Consider the following 20,930-nt stretch of genomic DNA (forward strand, 5'->3'; position numbering starts at 1 on the left):
CAGTCAAACCAGACAACAGGAGCAAGAGCATGAGTGCAACGACGCAAGACAAGGTAGTACTGGTCACGGGCGCGGGCGGCGGCATCGGCCGTGGCATCGCACTGGCCATGGCGGCCGCCGGGGCCAGGGTCGTGGTCAACGACCTGGGCGTGTCGATGTCCGGCGATGGCGCCGATGCCGGACCCGCGCAGCGCGTGGTGGAAGAAATCCGTGCGGCCGGCGGCAAAGCCGTGGCCAACACCGACAGCGTGTCGAGCTGGAACGGTGCCCACAATATCGTCCAGTGCGCGCTCGACAACTTCGGCCGCATCGACGCCGTGGTCAACAACGCCGGCAACCTGCGTGACCGCATGTTCTTCAAGATGGCCGAAGAAGAATGGCGTTCGGTGATCGACGTGCACCTGCACGGCACCTTCTTCGTGAGCCGTGCGGCGGCCAACTACTTCAAGGACCAGGAAGGCGGTGCCTTCGTGCACATGACTTCCACCTCGGGCCTGATCGGCAACCTGGGCCAGGCCAACTATGCGGCGGCCAAGCTGGGCATCGTCGCGCTGTCGAAGTCGATCGCGCTGGACATGCAGCGTTTCAACGTGCGCTCGAACTGCATCGCGCCGTTCGCGTGGAGCCGCATGACCAGTTCGATCCCTTCCGAGACGCCGGAGGAAAAGGCGCGTGTGGCCAAGCTGCAGAAGATGGAAGCCAACAAGATCGCGCCCATGGCGGTGTTCCTTGCCAGCGATGCCGCGCGCGAGGTCAGCGGCCAGATCTTCGCCGTGCGCGCCAACGAAATCATGCTGATGAGCCATTCGCGCCCGGTGCGCTCGGTGCACATGAGCGAAGGCTGGACGCCGGAAGCAATCGGCGAGATCGCCGTGCCGGCCATGCGCAACAGCTTCTTCAAGCTCGAGCGTTCGCCCGACGTGATCGGCTGGGACCCTATCTGAGAGCGCTGCCATGACCATCAAAGGCAAGGCCTATATCGTCGGGGCCTACGAGCACCCGACCCGCAAGGCGCCGGACAAGAGCGTGGCGCAATTGCATGCCGAGAGCGCGCGCGGCGCCCTCGAGGATGCCGGACTGTCGCTGTCCGACGTCGACGGCTACTTCTGCGCGGGCGACGCGCCGGGGCTGGGCGCGGTCAACATGATCGACTACCTCGGCCTCAAGGTCCGCCATGTCGATTCGACCGATACCGGCGGCTCCGCCTACCTGGTGCACGTCTCGCATGCCGCGCAGGCGATTGCGGCCGGCAAGTGCAATGTCGCGCTGATCACGCTGGCCGGGCGGCCGCGCTCCGAAGGCTCCAGTGGCACGCAGGCGCGCAACTGGGGCGCCAACCTGCCCGACGCGCCCTTCGAAGCGCCGTTCAACCCGGTCACGGTGAACCTCTATGGCATGGTGGCGATGCGCCATATGTTCGAGTACGGGACCACGCCGGAGCAACTCGCGTGGATCAAGGTAGCGGCGTCGCACCATGCGCAGCACAACCCGCATGCCATGCTGCGAGACCTGGTGACGGTGGAAGACGTGCTGAATTCCCCGATGATCTCCGACCCGCTGCGCAAGCTCGACTGCTGCGTGGTGTCCGACGGCGGCGGCGCGCTGATCGTCGCGCGCCCGGAGATCGCGGCAAGGCTGAACCGCCCGAAGGTCCGCATACTGGGTGCCGGCGAACACGTGAAGGGCCAGCTTGGCGGCGAAGTCGACCTGAGCTGGTCGGGCGCGCGCGTATCGGGCGCGGCGGCGTTCGCCGAAGCGGGCGTCACGCCGGCCGACATCAAGTACGCGTCGATCTACGACAGCTTCACCATCACCGTGCTGATGCAGCTCGAAGACCTGGGCTTCTGCAAGAAGGGCGAAGGCGGCCGCTTCGTGGCCGACGGCAACCTGATCTCGGGCGTGGGCAGGCTGCCGGTCAATACCGACGGCGGCGGGCTGTGCAACAACCATCCGGCCAACCGCGGTGGCATCACCAAGGTAATCGAAGCCGTGCGCCAGTTGCGCGGCGAAGCCCACCCCGCCGTGCAGGTGCCGAACTGCGACCTGGCGCTGGCGCAAGGCACCGGCGGCTACCTGGGCAGCCGGCACGGCAGCGCCACGCTGATTCTCGAACGCGAGCAATGAACCAAGCGGAAGCTATCCGATGACCACTCCTCATGTCCCCCTGACTTACAAGGCGCCGGACGAACAGCCGGACAACACCGCGTTCTGGCAGGCCGCGCGCGAAGGCCGCCTGCTGGTCAAGGTATGCGAGTCCTGCGGCAAGCCGCACTGGTACCCGCGCGTGCTGTGCCCGTTCTGCATGGGCAACACCACGTGGAAGGAAGCCAGCGGACGCGGCACGATCTACGCGTTCAGCGTGACGCGCCGCGCGGGGCCGAATCCGTTCTGCATCGCCTACGTGACGCTGGAGGAAGGCGTCTCGATGATGACGCATATCGTCGACTGCGACCTGGACCGCGTGCGCATCGGCCAGAAGGTACAGGTCAGGTTCTCGCCGAGCGAAGGCGGCGCGCCCGTTCCGACCTTCACGCTGGCCTGATGCCCTTCCCAACCTACCTGATTGCCACTGATCCCATGACTGTTCCCGCCTTGCCGGACATCCTGCTCGATCCCCGTTCCGTCGCTGTCGTTGGCGCGTCGGACGACCCTGCCCGCATCGGCGGCCGTCCGATCGCCGCCATGATCCAGCTCGGCTTCGCAGGGCGCATCCTGCCTGTCAACCCGAACCGGCGAGAAGTCCAGGGCCTGCCCGCGTATCCGTCCGTGGCCGACCTGCCCGAGGTGCCAGATGTCGCGATCGTGGCGGTGCCGGCCGCGCAAGTGCTCGACGTCGTGACGGCGCTTGGCGAGCGCGGCACCCGCGCGGCGATCCTGTTCAGCGCGGGCTTTGCCGAGGTGGGTGGCGAGGGTGTGGCCCGCCAGGAGGAACTGCTGGCCGTGGCGCGCCGCACCGGCATGCGCCTGCTCGGGCCAAATGCGCTGGGCCTGATCAATGTCCATACCGGCTTTGTCGGCAGCTTTGCCTCCAGCATCGCGCTGGGACCGGTGCGTGCGGGCGGAGTCGGCATTGTCAGCCAGTCCGGCGCCTATGGCGGCCATCTGGTCATGGCGGCGCAGGCCGCCGACATCGGCCTGTCCAGCATCGTCATGACCGGCAACGAGGCCGATATCTCGCTCGGCGAAGTGGTGCGCCTGCTGGTGGACGACCCGCGCACCAGCGTGATCGCACTGTACTCCGAAGGCATCAACGATGGCGATGGCCTGGTCGCCGCCCTCCAGGCCGCGCGCCAGGCGCGCAAGCCGGTGGTGATGATGAAAGTCGGTCGCAGCGAAGTCGGCGGCGCGGCGGCGCGCTCGCACACCGCTTCGATCGCCGGCGACGACGCCGTTGTCGACACCGTGCTGGCCGAGCTTGGCGTGGTGCGCGCGCGCAGCACCGAAGAGATGCTGGACATCGTGCGGCTGGCCACGCGCGGCGTCTATCCGGCCCACAACACGCTGGGCGTGATTACCGTGAGCGGCGGCGCCGGGGTGATCGTGTCCGACGCGGCCGAGGAACTGGGCCTGCCGATGCCCGAGATGCCGGCCGCCGCGCAGGCGCGGCTGCTTGAACTCCTGCCGATCTGCGCGCCGCGCAACCCGGTCGACACCACGGCGCAGTTCGTCAACGACCTGTCGCTGATCCGGCCGTTTACCGAGGCCATGGTCAGTGAAGGCGGCTACCGCTCGGTGCTGGGCTTCTTTACCTATGCCGGCGCCACGCCAGCCGTGGCGCCGACGCTGCGCGAGCAACTCTCTCTCGTGCGGGAACGCTACCCGGACCGGCTCTACGTGCTCGTCCTGCAAGGTCCGGCGGAAGTGCTTCGCACCTATGAGGAGGCAGGCTTCACGGTGTTCGGGGACCCGACGCGCGCGGTCACCGCGATTGCGGCGATGGGCCGCTTCGGCCGGGCCTTTGCCGCGCAGGATGCGCTGCCGCCGCCTGCCGTGCCTCCGGTTGCGCTGCCGGCCGAGACACCGAGCGAAGCCCAGGCCAAGCAGATCCTTGCCGAAGCCGGCATTGCCTGCGTGCCCGAGCGAGCCTGTGGCCTGGCGGAAGCTGCCGTGCTGGCCGCGCGGGAATTCGGCTTCCCGGTCGTCATGAAGATCCTGTCGCCGGACATCCTGCACAAGTCCGAGATCGGCGGCGTACTGCTCGACGTGCAGGACGAGGATGCCGTGCGCGCAGGCTTCGCGACGCTGACGGCGCGGGCGCGCCAGGCCATGCCCGACGCCCGCATCGAAGGCGTGCTGGTCGCGCGCCAGGTCAGCGGCGGGGTCGAATGCATCATGGGCATCAAGCGCGATCCGGTATTCGGGCCGATTGCCATGTTCGGGCTCGGCGGTGTGTTCGTCGAAGTCCTCAAGGACGTGGTGTTCCACCGCTGCCCCTTTGGCGAGGACGTGGCCGAGAAGCTGATCCGCTCGATCAAGGGTGCGCCACTGCTGCTGGGCGCGCGCGGGCGGCCGGTGGCGGACATTGCCGCGCTCGCACGCACGCTGTCGCGCCTGTCCTCGTTTGCGGTGGCGGCAGGGCCGCGTTTGCAGGCGGTGGACCTGAACCCGGTGTTTGCGATGCCGGCCGGCAAGGGCGCATTCGCGGCCGATGCGGTGATCGACGTCGGGCCGGCCGCGGCCGGGGTTCGCCAATAGACAACATGCAAGGCCCGGCATGTGCCGGGCGCACACAGACCAAGGAGACTTCCACCATGAATTTCGAGATCCCGAGCGAGTGGGTCGAATTCGGCGATGCGCTTATCAAATTCGTCGACCGCGAAGTGGCCGCGCTCGAGAAAGAGCACCGCGCACTGCTCGCCAGCGAGCGCACGGTTTACACCGCAGAACGCCGCTACGCGCCCGAAATCCTCGCACTGCGCCGCCAGGTCCGCATGCGTTCGGCCGAGCTGGGCTTCTACACCGCACTGTCGGCCGAATCGCTCGGTGGCGGCGGGCTGGGGCCGCAGGCCGCCGTCTATATCCAGGAGCGCCTGAACGCGCACTGCGGGCCGGAGCGCCATCTGGTGCAGACCGTGGTGCTGCCCTCCCCGTTCACCAACGGGCTGTCGCCGGTGCTCAGGCACCTTGATCCGGCGGTGCTGGAGACGGTGCATGACGACCTGGCCAGCGGCGACAAGACAATGTGCTTCGGCCTGTCCGAGCCCGACGCCGGCTCCGACGTGTTCGGCATGCGCACGCGCGCCGTCCGTGACGGTGACCACTGGGTCATCAACGGTACCAAGCAGTGGATCACCAACGCGCCGTACGCCGACTACGCCATGATCTTCGCGGTGACCGACGAGGAGAAGGCGCGCGCGCACAAGGGCGGCATCACCGGCTTCTTCCTGCCGACCAGCACGCCGGGCTTCTCGGTGCCGAGCGTGATTCCCGTCATGGGACACCTCGGTGCGGACATCGGCATCATCTCGCTCGAGAACGTGCGCGTGCCGGATACTCATCGGCTCGGGCCGGTGGATCGCGGTCTCTCGGTTGCGCTGGACGGCGTGAACGCGGGGCGCCTGAGCATGGCGGCAAGCTGCCTGGGCCTGGCGGAATGGGCCCTGGAGCAGGCCGTTGCCTATGCCAAGGTGCGCAAGACCTTCGGTCAGCCGATTGGCGATCACCAGGCCGTGCAGATCATGCTGGCCGAGTGCGCCATGGACATCTACGCCACCAAGTCGATGGTCCGCCACTGTGCCTGGCTGGTGGACAACAACCTGCCGGCGACCAAGGAAGTGTCCATCGTCAAGGCCTCGGCCACGGAAATGGCGTGCCGCGTGTTCGACCGCGCCATGCAGGTCCACGGCGGCATGGGGCTGACCAATGAGCTCCGGCTAGAAGCCGGCTACCGGTTCGTGCGTACCATGCGGATTCCGGATGGCACGTCGGAGATCCAGCGCCGTACCATCGCACGCCGGTTGCTCGACGGCGACATGGCATTCTGAAACGCCCCTTACCTTTGCCTGCCATGACCATGACTCCCTACCTGCCCGGCACCGGCCATGCCGCCACGTATCCCGCCGGCACGCTGCACGTGGACAAATCCGTGACGCTGGGGCCGGTGCCCCGGAGCTTCCACGTACCCGAAACGACGCTGTTCGAGAACCTGGAGATCTCCGCGAGGCGCTTCCCGGGCAAGACGGCGATCCAGTTCTACGGCAATGCGATCTCCTATGCGGCGCTGCTGGACGAGGTCGAGCGGCTGGCCGGCTACCTGCAGCAGGCCTGCGGCGTCGGGCGCGGCGACCGGGTCGTGCTGTTCAGCCAGAACAGTCCGCAGTTCATCGCGGCCTACTTCGCGATCCTGCGTGCCGACGCCGTGGTGGTGCCGGCCAATGCGATGCTGCTGGAAGACGAGTTGCGCCACATCGTCACCGACAGCGGCGCCGTGGCCGCGTTCGCGGCCAGCGAACTGCTCGCCCAGGTCGCCCCGCTGATCGGCACGACGCCGCTGCGCAACGTCATCGTCCACAGCTATGGCGATGCGCTTGCGGAAGAGGACCTGGCCGACGGCGGCACTGGCCTGGCTATTCCCGACTGGGCCAGGCAGCGTGCCGCAGATGCCCCGTTGCCTGCAGGCGTGGTGCAGTGGCTCACGGCCGTGGCCAGGGCTTATCAGCCAGGGCCGCACCGCGGCACGCCGGATGACCTTTGCATGCTGCCCTATACCTCCGGCACGACCGGCGCCTCCAAGGCGTGCATGCATACGCACCGCACCGTGATGGCGTCGGTCGCGGGCTCGCAGCTGTGGCGCCGCTCGCACGCCGAGTCGAGCTTCCTGGCGGTGGCGCCGATGTTCCACCTGCTGGGCCTGCAGAACGGCATCAATGGCCCGGTCTATGTCGGCGGCACCATCGTGCTGCTGCCGCGCTGGGATCGCCGCACCGCGGCCGAACTGATCTCGCGCCATCGCGTCACCTTCTGGGCAGCGCCGCCGCCGATGCTGGTGGAGTTCTTTGCGCAGCCCGGCATCGAGACCTTCGACCTGAGCAGCCTGAGTTGCGTGGTGGGCGGTGGCGCGGCCATACCGGAAGGCACGGCGCGGCTGATGAAGGAGCGCTACGGGCTGACGTTTGTCGAGGGCTACGGCCTGACCGAAACGGCGTCGTTCATCATTGCCAATCCGCTCGCGGCGCCCCGCAACGGCCATCTTGGCGTGCGGACCTACGGCGTGGACGCGCGTGTGATAGATCCCGCCACGCTGAAGGAAGTGCCGGTCGGCGAAGTAGGCGAGATCGCCGTGCACGGCGCTCAGGTCATGCTGGGCTACTGGAACAAGCCGCAAGCCAATGCCGAGAGCTTCATCGTCATCGATGGCAAGCGCTTCTTCCGCACGGGCGACCTGGGCAGCATCGATGCGGACGGCTACTTCATGATGCGCGACCGGCTCAAGCGCATGGTCAATGCATCGGGCTACAAGGTCTGGCCGGCGGAGGTGGAGGCCATCCTGCACACGCATCCGGCCATCCTCGAATCGTGCGTGATCGCGGCGCCGGATGCGCACCGCGGCGAGACGGTGAAGGCCGTCATCGTGCTGCGGCCGGGCGTCGACCCCATCGGCGAAGACGAGATCCTGGCCTGGTGCCGCAGCAATATGGCGACCTACAAGGCGCCACGCATCGTGCAGGTCGTCGAGCGCCTGCCGCGCTCTGCCACGGGCAAGGTTGCCTGGCGCGAACTACAGGAACAGGAAATGCAGGGCGGCCCGCTGCCTGAGCTCAAAGCCTAGCGCGACAGCGTCCACTTGTAGCTGAATCGGTCACCCCGGAAATAGAGCTCGGCGCAGCATAAGGGGTGGCCTTCGATATCGTGGGGCGTGCTGCGGATGCGCAGCAGCGGGAACCCTTCGGGCACATCGAGTCGCCGGGCGACCTCGCCGCTGGCGGCAATGGCCGTGGATTCGCAAGCGAGTTCCTTCAGCCGGAAGCCGAGCTGCGTTTCCAGCAGCGTCATGATGTCGTTGGTTTCCAGGTCCTCTTCCGCCAGGCGCCGCATGCGCGCCTCGGGGCCCATCACCTGGAAGTAGCCGACCGGCGCATCGTCCCAGTAGCGCAAGGTGCTCACGCAAAACACACGCTCGCCTGCCTCCAGCGCGAGCGCCGATACGGCAAAGGCCGGCGCCTTGATCATCCGGGCCGACACCAGCTTGCCATAGGCAAGCTTGCCCTTCGCCCTGCCCGCTTCGTAGAAGCCGCTCAGCGGCCCCAGGTCCGGCCGTTCGGACGGGCGCGCGACGAAGCTGCCCTTGCCATTGACCTTCTCGATCAGGCCCGCATTGTGCAGCCCGGCAAGCGCCTGGCGCACCGTGATGCGGCTGACCGCGAACTCCGTGGTCAGCTCGGATTCGGAAGGCAGCTTCGCGCCCGGTGGCCACTGGCTGTCCAGGATGCGCTGGCGAAGTTCCTGTTCGATCTCCTTGAATTTCGGCAGCGTCACGGGATTTCCTCTGATGGATGCGATGGTCAGGGATTATACCTATCATGACAGGTCTCATCGAATCCTGAACACCTGTTATAACAGGTAATGCCGCACCAACGATCAGGGTCCAAACCTCGACGGACCACGACAACACTACCGAGCAACGGAGACTCACCATGCAAGCAGAAGCCACAGCAGCAACCCGCGCACCCGCCCGCACCCCCGTCGATTCCTGGCCGTTCGCCGTCAGTCCCTGCACGCCTGCCATTGGCGCCGAAGTCGACGGCATTGATCTCGGCCACCTGGACGACGCCACCTATCGCGCGCTGCGCCAGGCGCTGCTGCAATACAAGGTGCTGTTCTTCCGCGACCAGGAGATCACGCCCGCGCAGCACGTGGCCGCCGCACGCCGCTTCGGCGAGCTGGAAGTCCACCCGATGATCCCGCACCACGCGGAACATCCCGAGCTCGTGGTGTTCGGCCGCGGCGGCGAAAAGCGTGGCCGCGAGAACCTGTACCACTCGGACGTGTCGTGGCGCGAGGTCCCGTCGATGGGCTCGATGCTGCGCTGCCTGGAATGTCCCGACATGGGCGGCGACACCATCTGGGTCAACATGGCCGCCGCCTACGAGGCGCTGCCCGACGACATGAAGGCGCGCATCGCCGAACTGCAGGCCGTGCACGACGCCATGCCGACCTTCGGCCAGAGCCTGACTGGCGACCGCTACGACGAGATCCGCAAGCAGTACCCGCCCATGGTCCACCCGGTGGTGCGCACCCACCCAGAAACCGGCGAAAAGATCCTCTACGTCAACGAAGGCTTCACCACGCATTTCGCCAACTACGCGCGCCTGCAGCCATACCGCATCGGCTCCGATTTTCGCGTGGCAGAAATGGATCTGATGCAGTACCTGTTCCGCCAGGCCGCCGCGCCCGAGTACCAGGTGCGCCTGCGCTGGCGCGCAAACACGGTGGCACTGTGGGACAACCGTTCCACCCAGCACTACGCCGTGCAGGACTACTTCCCGGCCGTGCGCCATATGAACCGGGCCACGATCATCGGCGACCGTCCGGTGTGACCGTACAAGGAATTCGCACCATGAAGACACTCAACCAGTTCTACATCGACGGCCAGTGGGTCGACCCGGCCCCGGGCGCCACCGAGATGGACATCGTCAACCCGGCCACCGAGGCGCTGGCCGGAAAGGTCACGCTCGGCACGGCCGCCGACGTGGACCGCGCCGTCGCCGCCGCGCGTGCGGCCTTCCCGGCGTGGTCGCGGACCAGCAAGGAGACGCGCATTGCGCTGCTCGAACGCATTACCGCGCTGTACAAGGCGCGCATGGCGGAAATTGCCGAGGCGGTGCGCACGGAAATCGGCGCACCGGTGACGCTGTGCAAGACGCTGCAGGCGCCGATCGGCCTGGCTCACCTCGCGGCCGCCACCGAGACGCTGCGCAAGTTCGAGTTCGAGACCGCCTATGGCAACAACTACGTGCGGCATGAAGCGATCGGCGTGGCCGCGCTCGTCACGGCGTGGAACTGGCCACTGAGCCTGATCTGCGCCAAGACCGCCGCGGCGCTCGCCGCCGGCTGCACGGTGGTGCTCAAGCCGTCGGAGATTGCCCCGCTCGACGCCGCGATTTTCGCTGAAATCATGCACGAGGCCGGCACGCCGGCTGGCGTCTTCAACATGGTCTATGGCGAAGGCAAGACCGTGGGTGCACGCCTGTCGTCCCACCCCGACGTGGACGTGATTTCGATCACGGGTTCCACGCGCGCGGGCGTGGAGGTGGCACTGAGCGCGGCGCCGACCGTCAAGCGGGTACACCAGGAACTGGGCGGCAAGTCCCCGCTGCTGATCCTGGACGATGCCGACTTGCAGGTGGCGGTAACGACCGGCGTCACGCAGGTCATGATGAATACCGGCCAGACCTGCATTGCCCCGACGCGCATGCTGGTCCCGCGCGAGCGCTATGCGGAGGCCGTGGCGGTGGCGGCGGCGGTCGCCAACGCGATTCCCGTCGGCGACCCCGCCGATCCGTCGACGAAGATGGGGCCGATCTCCAACCGTGCGCAGTACGAGAAGGTACAGCGCCTGATCGGCATCGGCATGGAGGAAGGCGCGCGGGTGGCCGCCGGCGGAGCCGGGCGGCCCGATGGCGTCGAGCGCGGGTTCTTCGCGCGTCCGACGGTCTTTGCCGATGTGCACAACGGCATGGCCATCGCCCGCGAGGAAATCTTCGGTCCGGTGCTGGCGATGATTCCGTACGACGGCGAGGAAGACGGCATTGCCATTGCCAACGACACGCCGTACGGGCTGGCCGCCTACGTGGCTTCCGGCGACACGGTGCGCGCGCGCCGCGTGGCGGCCCGGCTGCGCGCGGGATCGGTGCGCATCAACGGCGCCCAGGTCGACCTGGCCATGCCGTTCGGCGGCTACAAGGCATCGGGCAACGGACGGGAAAACGGCGCGCACGGTTTGACCGAATTCCTCGAATGCAAGTCTGTAATGCTCTGATGCCATCGGGATCGGCCCGGATATTTTGTAGCGGGCCACTTCGATAGTGTCGTTCAGCCAGCCCACCGCCTGGCCGGGCCGGCCATTCCAACAATAATGCATGAGGAGACATCATGAGCCGACCCTTCCGGCACGGCCGCCCGGCGCAGACCGGTGCCGCCGCCCTGCTGGCCCTGGCCGCCACCATGCCAGTGGCGGCCGCAGCCGCCAACGCTGACGGTACCGCAAGCGCCCGCGCTGGCGCTGCCGCGCGCCAGGTCGATGGCGACTTCATCCGCAAGAATGCAGCGACCACCAACGACTGGCCAAGCTATGGCCTGGACTATGCCGAGACCCGCTTCAGCCGGCTCGGACAGGTCAACGCCGGCAATGTCCGCGAACTCGGGCTGGTCTGGTCCTACAACCTGGAATCGACGCGCGGTGTCGAGGCTACGCCGGTCGTGGTCGACGGCGTGATGTACGTCAGCGCATCCTGGAGCGTGGTGACGCGATCGACACCCGCACGGGCAAGCGGCTATGGACGTTCGACCCGAAGATCGACAAGTCCATCGGCTACAAGGGCTGCTGCGACGTGGTCAACCGCGGCGTGGCGCTGTACCAGGGCAAGGTGTTCGTTGCCGCCTTCGACGGCCGCCTGATCGCGCTGGACGCGGCCAGCGGACGCAAGTTGTGGGAAAAGGACACCATCATCGACCATCGGCGCGCCTACACCATTACCGGTGCGCCGCGCGTGTACAAGGGCAAGGTCATCATCGGCAACGGCGGCGCGGAGTATGGCGTACGCGGCTACATCACGGCCTACGACGCGGGCACCGGCGAGCAGAAATGGCGCTGGTTCACGGTGCCGGGCGATCCGTCCAAACCTTTCGAGGATGCCTCGATGGCGCGCGCCGCGCAGACCTGGGACCCGGCCGGCAAATGGTGGGAGGCCGGCGGTGGCGGCACGGCGTGGGACACGCTGACCTTTGACCCCGAGCTGAACCTGATGTACGTGGGTACCGGCAACGGTTCGCCATGGGCGCACCGCACCCGCAGCCCGGCCGGCGGCGACAACCTGTACCTGGCGTCGATCGTCGCGCTCGACCCCGACACCGGCAAGTACGTCTGGCACTACCAGGAGACCCCGGGCGACAACTGGGACTACACCTCGACCTCGCCGATGATCCTGGCCGACCTGAAGATCGACGGGCAGCCGCGCAAGGTGATCCTGCATGCGCCGAAGAACGGGTTCTTCTTCGTCATCGACCGCACCAATGGCCAGTTCATCTCCGCGAGGAACTATGTCGACGTGAACTGGACCACGGGGTACGACGCCAATGGCCGGCCCGCGGACGTGCCTGAGGCACGCGCGACCGACAAGCCGTATGACGCGATCCCCGGGCCCTACGGCGGCCACAACTGGCAATCGATGTCGTTCAATCCGCAGACCGGACTGGTCTACGTGCCGGCGCAGAACGTGCCCGCCAACCTGATGGACGACAAGCGCTGGCGTTTCAACACCACCGCGCCCGGCGCGATCCAGAGCAACACGGGCTGGAACACCGGCAAGATCCTCGGTGCCGCAAGCGCGGGCAACAAGCCCTTCGGCCGCCTGATCGCCTGGGATCCGGTGCAGCAGAAGGCCGCGTGGACGCAGGAGTATGTGGCGCCATGGAACGGCGGCACGCTGACCACGGCTGGCAACCTGGTGTTCCAGGGCACTTCCGACGGCCGCTTCATCGCCTATGACGCGCGCAACGGCGACAAGCTATGGGAGACGCCGACCGGCACGGGCGTGATCGCAGCGCCGATGACCTACATGGTCGACGGCAGGCAGTATGTGTCGATCGCGGTCGGCTGGGGTGGTGCGTACGGGGTGTTCCGCCGTGCGGCGGAGCGCGAAGGTCCCGGCACGGTCTACACGTTCGCGGTCGGCGGCAAGGCACCCATGCCTGAGTTCGTCAAGGCGCGCGTGGGCGAACTGCTGTCCGGCGTGAGCTACGACCCGGCCAACGTGAAGGCCGGGGCCGGGCTCTACGTCAGCAACTGCGTGGCCTGCCATGGCGTGCCCGGGGTGGACCGCGGCGGCAATGTTCCCAACCTGGGCTATATGCACCCGACCTACATCCAGAACCTGGACAAGTCCGTCTTCAAGGGGCCGGCCATGGTGCGCGGCATGCCGGACTTCAGTGGCAAGCTGAGCGCTGACGACGTCGAGAAGATCAAGGCGTTCATCCAGGGCACGGCCGACGCCATCCGGCCCAAGGCCGTCGCCGGGCAGTAAGCGCAGGGCTGCCCCGTCAGCTTATGGCGGGGCGGCGGCTGATGGCCCAGGCCGTGAACGGCGTGGCCGCGCTGCGATGCGCGGTCCACAGCGTCTGGCAGGATTCGCACTGGTGTTCGCGGGTCTGGCACACCGCACTGCCGCCAATGCTGCGGGCGCGGACTTCGCCGAGCGGACGCAGCGCACCATGCCCGGCAGCGCAGCGCGCGTCCAGCCGCAGCCGTTCGCAACGCCGGCACAATGGCTTTGTCCGAGTATCCGTGCCAGGCCCGGCCACTTCGATACTGCCGACTGACATCGCGGGCGCATCTTCGGTCACCGCATCTTCGGTCACCGCATCGTCGGCCATCGGCGCAGTCGCGCCGACACGGTGCCGTGTGCGGTGCAGCGCTGCCCAGTAGAGCGCGCGCAGCGCGGGCGACTCATCGCGCATGGCGGCCTGGCGGCAACGTTCGGCATGGCGCGGCATGGGCAGTCCGAATTCGGCCGCCGAGGCGAAGCACACGACCTGTACCTGCGGCGCACCTTCGTCTACCCATTGTTCGAACAAGACACGCAACTGCCGGCGGTAGTCATCCTCGCCGCCCGCCGCACGCGCCAGCGCAATGCGGTGCGCGCGGCGGCTGAGCGCCCGGACTTCGCGCCTGAGTTCGCTCATCACCGGCAGCAGCCGCGCGGGGGCCGCTTCCTGTTCCGGCGCGGCGCGCATTCTCTGCAAACTGCTCACTTCTCGCTCCTGTCCTTGTTGTCCGGACCGCCCCCGGGGCTGCGCCCGGGTGCGGATCCGGCTAACCGATTCTAGGGTTGCGCAGCGCCCTGCCCGCCCCCCGTGACCGGTGGCAACCTGATACGGGTGGGTGTTTGTGCCCCATGAATTTGCTCTACTTGCTTCCATGACCAACGGCGCCTTCGCGCCAGTGCACAAGCAAACAGGGAGACAATCATGGGCGTACTCAGCGGCATCCGCGTCGTCGAATTCGAGGCGATCGGGCCGGGACCATTCGGCGCGATGCTGCTGGCGGACATGGGGGCTGACGTGGTACGTATCGACCGCCCGCAACCGCCGTCAGACCTCGGCCCGAAAGGCAATGGCGGCAAGCGCGTCGACGTGACCGGGCGCGGGCGCCGCTCCGTCACGCTGGACCTGAAGCGGGCCGATGCGCAGCGCGCGGCACTGGAACTGATGGCGCGCGCCGACGTGGTGATCGAAGGCTTCCGCCCCGGCACCTTGGAACGGCTGGGCCTGGGGCCTGACGTCGCGCTGGCGCGCAACCCGAAGCTGGTCTACGGCCGCATGACGGGTTGGGGCCAGACAGGCCCGCTGGCCGACCGCGCGGGCCATGACCTGAACTACATCGCGCTGTCGGGCGTCCTGTCGGGCATCGGCCGCGCCGGCGAGGCGCCCGTTCCACCGCTGAACCTGGTGGGCGACTACGGCGGCGGTGGCATGTTGCTGGCCCTGGGGGTGGTAGCGGCGTTGCTGAACGTCCAGCGCGGAGGCAAGGGCCAGGTCGTCGACGCTGCCATGACGGAAGGCGCGGCGCAACTGGGCGCGGTCATCTGGGGTTTGCTGGCCTCCGGCAACTGGCGCGAGGAACGCCAGAGCAACGTGCTCGATGGCGGCGCCCCCTGGTACGACAGCTACCGCACGCGTGACGGCAAGTACATGGCGATCGGCCCGGTGGAAGGCCGCTTCTATGCCGAATTGCTGGACAAGCTCGGGCTGGCCGGGCAAGAGCTTCCGGCCCAGTATGACCGCAGCGGCTGGCCCCTTCTGCGGCGCCGCTTCGAAGCGGCTTTCCTGACCCGCACCCGCGACGAGTGGTGCGCCGTGTTCGAGGGCAGCGACGCCTGCTGGGCACCGGTGCTCGATTTCAGCGAGGCCCCTTCACATCCGCAGCACCGCGCGCGCGGCAGCTTCATCGAGATCGACGGCGTGGTGCAGCCGGCGCCCGCGCCGCGCTTTCTCGGTACCCCTTCCGAGGTACGCGGGCCTGCGCCGCAGCGCGGGCAGCATGGCGCGCAAGCGTTGCGCGACTGGGGCTTCGATGCCCAAGCCGTCGCGCGCCTGCAGGCGCTTGGCCTGGGTTTCCAGGGCGAGGACTGAGCCGCATGGTGCTGCAGACCACTGGCGTGTTTGCCACGCAACGCAGCGTGGACGGGGAATCCCGCGCAAGGGAAAACCCGCCCCGCCAAACCTGAGGGTTTCCGCGCGCCGTGCGCGGGATACCGTTTCGATGCGGCTGCGCCTCCTACGCGCCAGTCCATCCTTTCATTCAAGCGAGGTGAAACGAAATGCGTACCAAACCACTGCTCTTCATCGGCCTGCTGGCATGGGGCGCGATCAGCGCGGCCCAGACCTATCCTTCACGCCCGATCACGTTTGTCGTGCCGGGCCCGCCGGGCGGCGCGACCGATACCGTGGCGCGCGCGCTGGCCGAGGACATGGGCAAGCGGCTCGGCCAGACCATCATCGTCGACAACAAGCCCGGCGGCGGCGGCGTGATTGCCGTGCAGGCCGTGACGCGCGGCGCGCCGGATGGCTACACCATCCTGCTCACGCACTCGGCGCCGCTGATCAACACCCCGTACCTCTACGCCAACGTGTCCTACGACGTGCGCCGCGACCTGGCCTTCATCAGCGAAGTCGCGCTGGGCAAGATCGTGCTGGCGGTGACGCGCGACGTGCCGGCGAAGAACGTGCAGGAGTTCCTGGCCTGGGCCGCGAAGAACAAGGGCAAGGTCAGCTTCGGATCGTATGGCGTGGGCTCCTTCCCGCACCTGGTAGGCGCGCACCTGAACCAGACGCGCGGCCTCGACATGACCCATGTCGCCTACAAGGGGGAAGCGCCGATGGTTCAGGACATGCTGGCCGGCAACATCTCGTGGGCGATCGGCTCGGTGACCACGCTCGCCCCGCAGATCAAGAGCGGCCGGCTGCGCGCGCTGGCCGTGATGGGCAACAAGCGCATCAAGGAAATGCCGGACGTACCGACCATGACCGAAGCCGGCATGGGCGACCAGGAAATGCGTCCGCCGGCATGGCTCGGGCTGCTCGCGCGTTCGGGCACGCCCACGGCGATCCTCTCGCAGCTGGAGACGGCGGCGCGCGCTTCGGTGCAATCGCCGGCGATGCGCGCGCGGCTGGATGCGATGGCGCTGGAGCCGGTCGGCAGCACTGCGGCGGAGTTCAGGCGGGAGTTTGATGCTTCGGAGCCGGTGATGGCTAGGTTGATCAAGGCTAGCGGGGCTACGGCGGAGTGAGATATGCGTGGGGGGGCGCCTGCCCCAAGCACGAGCCCCCTCACGCAATCATGCCCTATCGCCTGCCCCTGTACTCCTGGCCTTCAGAATCGCATCGTACCGCCGCGATACCCCGAGCTTGCTGAAGATCTGCCGCATATTCCATTTGACCGTAGTGGCTGCGCTCTCGAAGCCAGAGCTTATCGGGCCCGGATCGATTGATGGCTCCGGCAGGCTAGAACCGATACCCTAGGCCCAACACCATCACATCGGTATCTCGGCTATTGGTCGTGACGGTGCGATGCCAGGAAAAGCGCGTAGTCCAGGACGGACTGATGCGATAGCTCGCCGACATGGTGAACAGGCCCAGAGTACGCGTGACGCCGCCGCCGTCGTCATGGTCGCGCGCGAAATAGGGACCAAAACCGATACCAAGCGTCAGGTGGTCATTGAAGAATGGCCTCACCAGCCAGGCTTGCGCTGCCAGCCCCTGCCGGCGCACGACCCGGGCATCGCCCTCGTTCAGATAGGTAGCCGTGAGGTCTACGTACGGCAGGATGCCGCGCCGGTACTCTGCCGCGTAGGCTATGCCACTTGGGGAGTCAAAGTTATTGACAATGGTGGTACCGCCGAAGACGGTGAACTCATTGTTGGTCGTCAGGCTGCTATACGAAGGCGGAGGCACAACCGGGCCATCCCTGCGCCCCCGATCGAGCTGGTAGCCCACTCCGATCAGGAAGGTGTTGGTGTCGATGCTACCGAATGCCTGCGCGCGGTTGTATCGCGCCTGCAGGATCCACGGACCACCATTGATATACCAGGCGCCTGCCGCGCTAATCAGGATGCCCCACCCGTGCTGGTCATTCACGCCGCCTTCGGCTGTCTTCACGGTGGTATCGAAATAACGGTACGGACCAACGCCAAGCGAGAAGGCAAAGCGCCGGTCCGCCGACAGCAACCGCCCCCACAACTGCGCGCTGTGGCCGTCGCGATGGTGGTTGGTTACGTGCCCCTCGTTCAGATAAGAGAAGGATGCGTAGACGTTGTCGGTCAGGTTATGAGCGTACTCATAAGTGTAGCCATATGTCTTCTCTCCCAGCGACGGCGTCTGTTGCAGCCCGCCAAGTACATAGAACTCCTGGGCGCTGGCTTCATTGTGGATGCCCATCAGCGACACTGCGCAGAGCGCGGCGTACATCAGGTGACGCAGGCTGTCCCAATGGGTGACGTCGGAAACAAGGCGATATTGCATAGGCGGGGCTCCCGGTTGCGCATGCCAGGTGCCCATGATGCTGTGTTCACCGAAGCGCTTCAAGCCCCCACAGCGCCAACGCAACACCGTTGGCGCTGTGGGGGCGCGATCCTCCAATGTGGCGCGCGCGCCTTGCGGACCGGTGCAACTGACGCCCCAAGCCGACAGCTGCCGTACAATCGCCCGCACATGGCGCCTTGCCCACGAGCCCGCCGACAACCCTGCTCCCAGTGTCCCGACCATGCCTGAACGGACCGATATCTCCCCTGCATCTCCCGCGACACCAATGCCCGCACGCGCCGGCGTGGCCCAGCGCGGCGCCGCGCGCGTCGTGGCCCGGGAGCGGCTGCTCGCCCAGTTGACCGAGGCGCGCCGGCGCCGCTGCATCGTGCTGCAGGGGCCAGCCGGGTGCGGCAAGTCGGCGGTGCTGATGGCGTGGCGGCTGGAGCTCCTTGGCCTGGGCTTCGACATGGCCTGGCTCACGGTGGAACCGCAGGACAACGACCTGGCGCGCTGGCTGGATCGCCTGCTGGGCTGCCTGTCCGAGGTCAGCCCCGCGATCACGCGCGAGGCCATGCTGCTGGCCGGGCGCGGCCTCGACGATGAAGGCGTGGAGCGCACCATCATCGCGCTGGTGCGCGGCATCGCGGCGTGCCCGCGCGAACTTACGCTGGTGCTGGACGACCTGCATCATATCGGCGAAGCCCGCGTGCGCGATGCATTGCAATGGCTGGTCGACTACGCGCCGGCCAACCTGCACCTGGTGCTGGTGTCCCGTTCGGCGCTGCCGCTCGCGCTGGGCCGGCTGCGCGACCAGGGCATGCTGCTGGAACTCGACCAGCGCGACCTGCGCTTCACCGCCGAGGAATCGCGCCTGTTCCTGGCCGCGCAGCTCGGCGACACCGGTCCGCGCGATGCCCGCATGCTGCATGAGCTGACCGATGGCTGGGTCGCCGGCCTGCAACTGTTCGCGACGCACTGGAAGCGCAAGAAACAGCACGACAGCGGCATTTCCTTCGCCAGCGACTTCGTGCGTGCCAATGTGCAGAATGCCGGCGCGTTTGCGGACTACTTCGAGCGCGAGGTCCTGTCGCGCGTGGCCCCGGACGAAGCCGAGCTGCTGGTACGCGCCGCGGCCTGCGAGCGTTTTACCGCATCGCTTTGCGCCGCGCTGAGCGAAGGCAGCCAGACCGAGGCCGAAGTCCTCACGCTGCTGGCCCGGCTTGAAAGCGAAAACCTGTTCATCGCGCCGGTCGAGGATACCGGACGCGAGACGTGGTACCGCCTGCACCCGCTACTGCGGGAGACGCTGGCCGAGCGCTTCCGCATGCGCAGCGAATGGCAGCAAGGCGCCGTGCACACCGCGGCCTGGCAGTGGTTCCGCGACCACCGCATGCTGGAAGAGGCGGTGCGCCACGCCATCCTGGCCGGCGACCCCGGTACCGCCGCCGATTTCGTCGAGCGCTACGCCAACACGCTGATGGCGCGCGGCGAATCGCGCAAGGCGCTGGCGCTGCTGCGTCTGCTGCCCGGGGAACAGGTGCAGCAGCGCATGGAACTGCGCATGCTGACGCTGCGCATGCACATCTTCGCGCACGACGCCGATACCGCCACGGCCGTTGCCGACCGCATCGAAGCCGACCTCCCGCCGGATGCGCAGAGCCTGCGTTTCCGGCTGGCGCTGCAGCGCTTCAGCATCATGGTGCTGCGCGACGACACGGCCGGCGCGCAGGCGCTGCTGCCGCAGGTCCTGCAGCCGCCTGCGCAGCTCGACCCGTTCTTTGTCGGCGGGCGCAACAACCTGCTGTCGTGGCTTTACATGCACCTTGGCGAGTTCGAGCGGGCCCGCCGCGTCCAGACCGAGGCCCAGCCGCTGATGGTGGAAGGGGCGCCCCTGGTCGGCACCGCGAGCGGGAGCCTGAACGGGCGCTGCATGATCGGCTTCAGCTACGCGCTCGAAGGCAAGATGCTGCAAGCCGAGCGCGTCTGCCGCGAGGTGCTGCGCGAAGCGGAACAGGCCGGCAGCACGCGCTCCGAACCCGAGTACTTTGCCGCGGTGCTGCTCGGCGAGACCCTGTACGAGCAGGGCGACCTGGAAGCCGCGCGGCGCCTGCTGGAGGACCGCGTCGATGTGCTAGAACGCGTCTCCATTCCCGACACCGTGCTGCGCGTGCATACCGTGCTGGCCGCCGCCCATTGGCTGAGCGGCCACCGGCTGGACGCCTTTGCGCAACTCGAGCGCATGGAGGAATACGGCAACCAGTTCCGGCTGGACCGGCTCGTCGCGCAGAGCCTGGGCTACCAGGTGCTGCTGCACGTGGCAAGCGGCGATATCGATACGGCCGACGCCGTGTTGTCGCGGCTGCGCGCGGTGGCGCAGCGCCACCAGAACGCGCCGAGGAGCTCGCTCGATGCGATCCACCTGTCGGCCGAACGCGCCGGCGTACTGGTCGCGCTGGCACACGATGAGCTGGATGATGCGTGGCAGCGCGTCACGGCACTCCTGGCCTACTGCGAGGCACGCGGCTGGCAGCGGCACGTGACGCAGCAGCACATCCTGGCCGCGGTGGTCGCGACGCGCCGCGGCGATACGGACCTCGCGACTACCCATGCCATGGCTGCGCTGCGCCTGGGCCACAAGCTTGGGCTGGTGCGCACACTGATGGATACCTACCCGGGGGCGCTGGACCTGCTGGTCAGCGCTGCCAATGCCGCCGGACAGCAGGATCCGGTGCTGGGCTTCTACATCGAGCGCCTGCAGGCCGCGGCGCGGGCATTGCCACAGATGACCGCAGGCACGACGGAAAGCACCGCCGGCCTGCCGATGACGGGAGAGGAACTGAGCGACCGCGAAGCGGACGTCGTCCGCCTGCTCGCCCAGGCGCTACCGAACAAGAAGATCGCGCGCACGCTCGGGCTTTCGCCGGAGACCGTCAAGTGGCACTTGCGGAACATCTTCCGCAAGCTCGGCGTGAGCAGCCGCGACGAGGCGGTTGCGCGCATGCGCGACCGCGGGCTCGGACAGGACGCCTGAGCCCGAGGCGCACGCCGCCTGCCTTCTACAAACTTCCGCAATCCCGCAATCCCGCAATCCCGCAATCCCGCAATCCCGCTTTTCCCGCCGTCGCCAGCGCTTGCTGGCGACGCGCCCTTCGCTCCCCCCACCCCCCCCGCCACCAGACGCCGGGGGTTTC

Annotated in this window: 14 protein-coding genes and 1 pseudogene; 12 read left to right on the forward strand and 3 right to left on the reverse strand. The window is 67.5% G+C overall.

Annotated elements, in window-relative coordinates; genetic code table 11:
- The first annotated feature begins 29 nt into the window (after window positions 1-29).
- The 6 genes from AC3FKH_RS28085 to AC3FKH_RS28110 are packed head-to-tail and all read left to right on the forward strand — an operon-like array spanning window position 30 to window position 7,768.
- Complete coding sequence (locus tag AC3FKH_RS28085) at window positions 30-944, forward strand: SDR family NAD(P)-dependent oxidoreductase (protein WP_488678976.1); 915 nt, start codon at window positions 30-32, stop codon at window positions 942-944.
- 10 nt (window positions 945-954) lie between these two features.
- On the forward strand, window positions 955-2,124 hold the full coding sequence (locus AC3FKH_RS28090; protein WP_488678977.1) for a thiolase domain-containing protein: 1,170 nt from the start codon (window positions 955-957) through the stop codon (window positions 2,122-2,124).
- A 19-nt stretch (window positions 2,125-2,143) separates the two neighbouring features.
- Window positions 2,144-2,542 carry a Zn-ribbon domain-containing OB-fold protein gene (locus tag AC3FKH_RS28095; RefSeq protein WP_488678978.1) on the forward strand — a complete coding sequence of 133 codons (399 nt, stop codon included), beginning with the start codon at window positions 2,144-2,146 and terminating at the stop codon, window positions 2,540-2,542.
- A complete protein-coding gene (locus AC3FKH_RS28100) occupies window positions 2,542-4,695 on the forward strand; it encodes an acetate--CoA ligase family protein (RefSeq protein ID WP_488678979.1) in 2,154 nt (717 codons plus the stop codon). The genes AC3FKH_RS28095 and AC3FKH_RS28100 overlap by 1 nt, the downstream gene beginning before the upstream one ends.
- Before the next feature lie 56 nt (window positions 4,696-4,751).
- A complete protein-coding gene (locus AC3FKH_RS28105) occupies window positions 4,752-5,984 on the forward strand; it encodes an acyl-CoA dehydrogenase family protein (RefSeq protein ID WP_488678980.1) in 1,233 nt (410 codons plus the stop codon).
- A 23-nt stretch (window positions 5,985-6,007) separates the two neighbouring features.
- Window positions 6,008-7,768, forward strand: a complete 1,761-nt coding sequence (locus tag AC3FKH_RS28110) for a long-chain fatty acid--CoA ligase (protein ID WP_488678981.1) — start codon at window positions 6,008-6,010, stop codon at window positions 7,766-7,768.
- Here AC3FKH_RS28110 and AC3FKH_RS28115 read toward each other — a convergent pair.
- The gene (locus AC3FKH_RS28115; protein WP_488678982.1) at window positions 7,765-8,475 is read right to left on the reverse strand and encodes a GntR family transcriptional regulator; all 711 of its coding nucleotides are present in this window, start codon (window positions 8,473-8,475) and stop codon (window positions 7,765-7,767) included. The two genes, AC3FKH_RS28110 and AC3FKH_RS28115, sit on opposite strands and share 4 nt — an antisense overlap.
- 158 nt (window positions 8,476-8,633) lie before the next feature.
- Between AC3FKH_RS28115 and AC3FKH_RS28120 the strand changes: the two genes are divergently transcribed.
- The 3 genes and pseudogenes from AC3FKH_RS28120 to AC3FKH_RS28130 all read left to right on the forward strand — a co-directional run bounded on the left by AC3FKH_RS28120 (window position 8,634) and on the right by AC3FKH_RS28130 (window position 13,241).
- Window positions 8,634-9,536, forward strand: a complete 903-nt coding sequence (locus tag AC3FKH_RS28120) for a TauD/TfdA dioxygenase family protein (protein ID WP_488678983.1) — start codon at window positions 8,634-8,636, stop codon at window positions 9,534-9,536.
- Window positions 9,537-9,556: 20 nt separating this feature from the next.
- Window positions 9,557-10,978 (forward strand): aldehyde dehydrogenase family protein, encoded by a 1,422-nt coding sequence (locus AC3FKH_RS28125; RefSeq protein WP_488678984.1) that lies wholly within the window; start codon window positions 9,557-9,559, stop codon window positions 10,976-10,978.
- 113 nt (window positions 10,979-11,091) lie between these two features.
- Window positions 11,092-13,241, forward strand: a pseudogene (locus AC3FKH_RS28130) (PQQ-dependent dehydrogenase, methanol/ethanol family).
- Window positions 13,242-13,257: 16 nt separating this feature from the next.
- On the opposite strand, the gene AC3FKH_RS28135 reads toward AC3FKH_RS28130, so the two are convergent.
- Complete coding sequence (locus AC3FKH_RS28135) at window positions 13,258-13,968, reverse strand: hypothetical protein (RefSeq protein ID WP_488678985.1); 711 nt, start codon at window positions 13,966-13,968, stop codon at window positions 13,258-13,260.
- Window positions 13,969-14,184: 216 nt separating this feature from the next.
- Here AC3FKH_RS28135 and AC3FKH_RS28140 point away from each other — a divergent pair, with 216 nt between their 5' ends.
- Window positions 14,185-15,348, forward strand: coding sequence for a CaiB/BaiF CoA transferase family protein (locus tag AC3FKH_RS28140; RefSeq protein WP_488678986.1), 1,164 nt, complete (start codon window positions 14,185-14,187; stop codon window positions 15,346-15,348).
- A 188-nt stretch (window positions 15,349-15,536) separates the two neighbouring features.
- Window positions 15,537-16,505: a Bug family tripartite tricarboxylate transporter substrate binding protein gene (locus tag AC3FKH_RS28145; RefSeq protein WP_488678987.1), complete on the forward strand. Its 969-nt coding sequence runs from the start codon at window positions 15,537-15,539 to the stop codon at window positions 16,503-16,505.
- Window positions 16,506-16,719: 214 nt separating this feature from the next.
- Here the strand turns inward: AC3FKH_RS28145 and AC3FKH_RS28150 are convergent, their stop codons facing one another.
- On the reverse strand, window positions 16,720-17,736 hold the full coding sequence (locus AC3FKH_RS28150) for a TonB-dependent receptor (protein WP_488678988.1): 1,017 nt from the start codon (window positions 17,734-17,736) through the stop codon (window positions 16,720-16,722).
- Window positions 17,737-18,022: 286 nt separating this feature from the next.
- On the opposite strand from AC3FKH_RS28150, the gene AC3FKH_RS28155 reads away from it, so the two are divergent.
- Complete coding sequence (locus AC3FKH_RS28155) at window positions 18,023-20,770, forward strand: winged helix-turn-helix domain-containing protein (protein ID WP_488678989.1); 2,748 nt, start codon at window positions 18,023-18,025, stop codon at window positions 20,768-20,770.
- Window positions 20,771-20,930 lie beyond the last annotated feature (160 nt).

Source organism: Cupriavidus sp. 21MJTG02-4, from assembly GCF_057798975.1.

Bases quoted from the DNA above. Each gene is read 5' to 3' on its own strand.
- AC3FKH_RS28085 (WP_488678976.1), top strand. From the start codon at position 30: ATGAGTGCAACGACGCAAGACAAGGTAGTACTGGTCACGGGCGCGGGC.
- AC3FKH_RS28090 (WP_488678977.1), top strand. From the start codon at position 955: ATGACCATCAAAGGCAAGGCCTATATCGTCGGGGCCTACGAGCACCCG.
- AC3FKH_RS28095 (WP_488678978.1), top strand. From the start codon at position 2,144: ATGACCACTCCTCATGTCCCCCTGACTTACAAGGCGCCGGACGAACAG.
- AC3FKH_RS28100 (WP_488678979.1), top strand. From the start codon at position 2,542: ATGCCCTTCCCAACCTACCTGATTGCCACTGATCCCATGACTGTTCCC.
- AC3FKH_RS28105 (WP_488678980.1), top strand. From the start codon at position 4,752: ATGAATTTCGAGATCCCGAGCGAGTGGGTCGAATTCGGCGATGCGCTT.
- AC3FKH_RS28110 (WP_488678981.1), top strand. From the start codon at position 6,008: ATGACCATGACTCCCTACCTGCCCGGCACCGGCCATGCCGCCACGTAT.
- AC3FKH_RS28120 (WP_488678983.1), top strand. From the start codon at position 8,634: ATGCAAGCAGAAGCCACAGCAGCAACCCGCGCACCCGCCCGCACCCCC.
- AC3FKH_RS28125 (WP_488678984.1), top strand. From the start codon at position 9,557: ATGAAGACACTCAACCAGTTCTACATCGACGGCCAGTGGGTCGACCCG.
- AC3FKH_RS28140 (WP_488678986.1), top strand. From the start codon at position 14,185: ATGGGCGTACTCAGCGGCATCCGCGTCGTCGAATTCGAGGCGATCGGG.
- AC3FKH_RS28145 (WP_488678987.1), top strand. From the start codon at position 15,537: ATGCGTACCAAACCACTGCTCTTCATCGGCCTGCTGGCATGGGGCGCG.
- AC3FKH_RS28150 (WP_488678988.1), bottom strand. From the start codon at position 17,736: ATGCAATATCGCCTTGTTTCCGACGTCACCCATTGGGACAGCCTGCGT.
- AC3FKH_RS28155 (WP_488678989.1), top strand. From the start codon at position 18,023: ATGCCCGCACGCGCCGGCGTGGCCCAGCGCGGCGCCGCGCGCGTCGTG.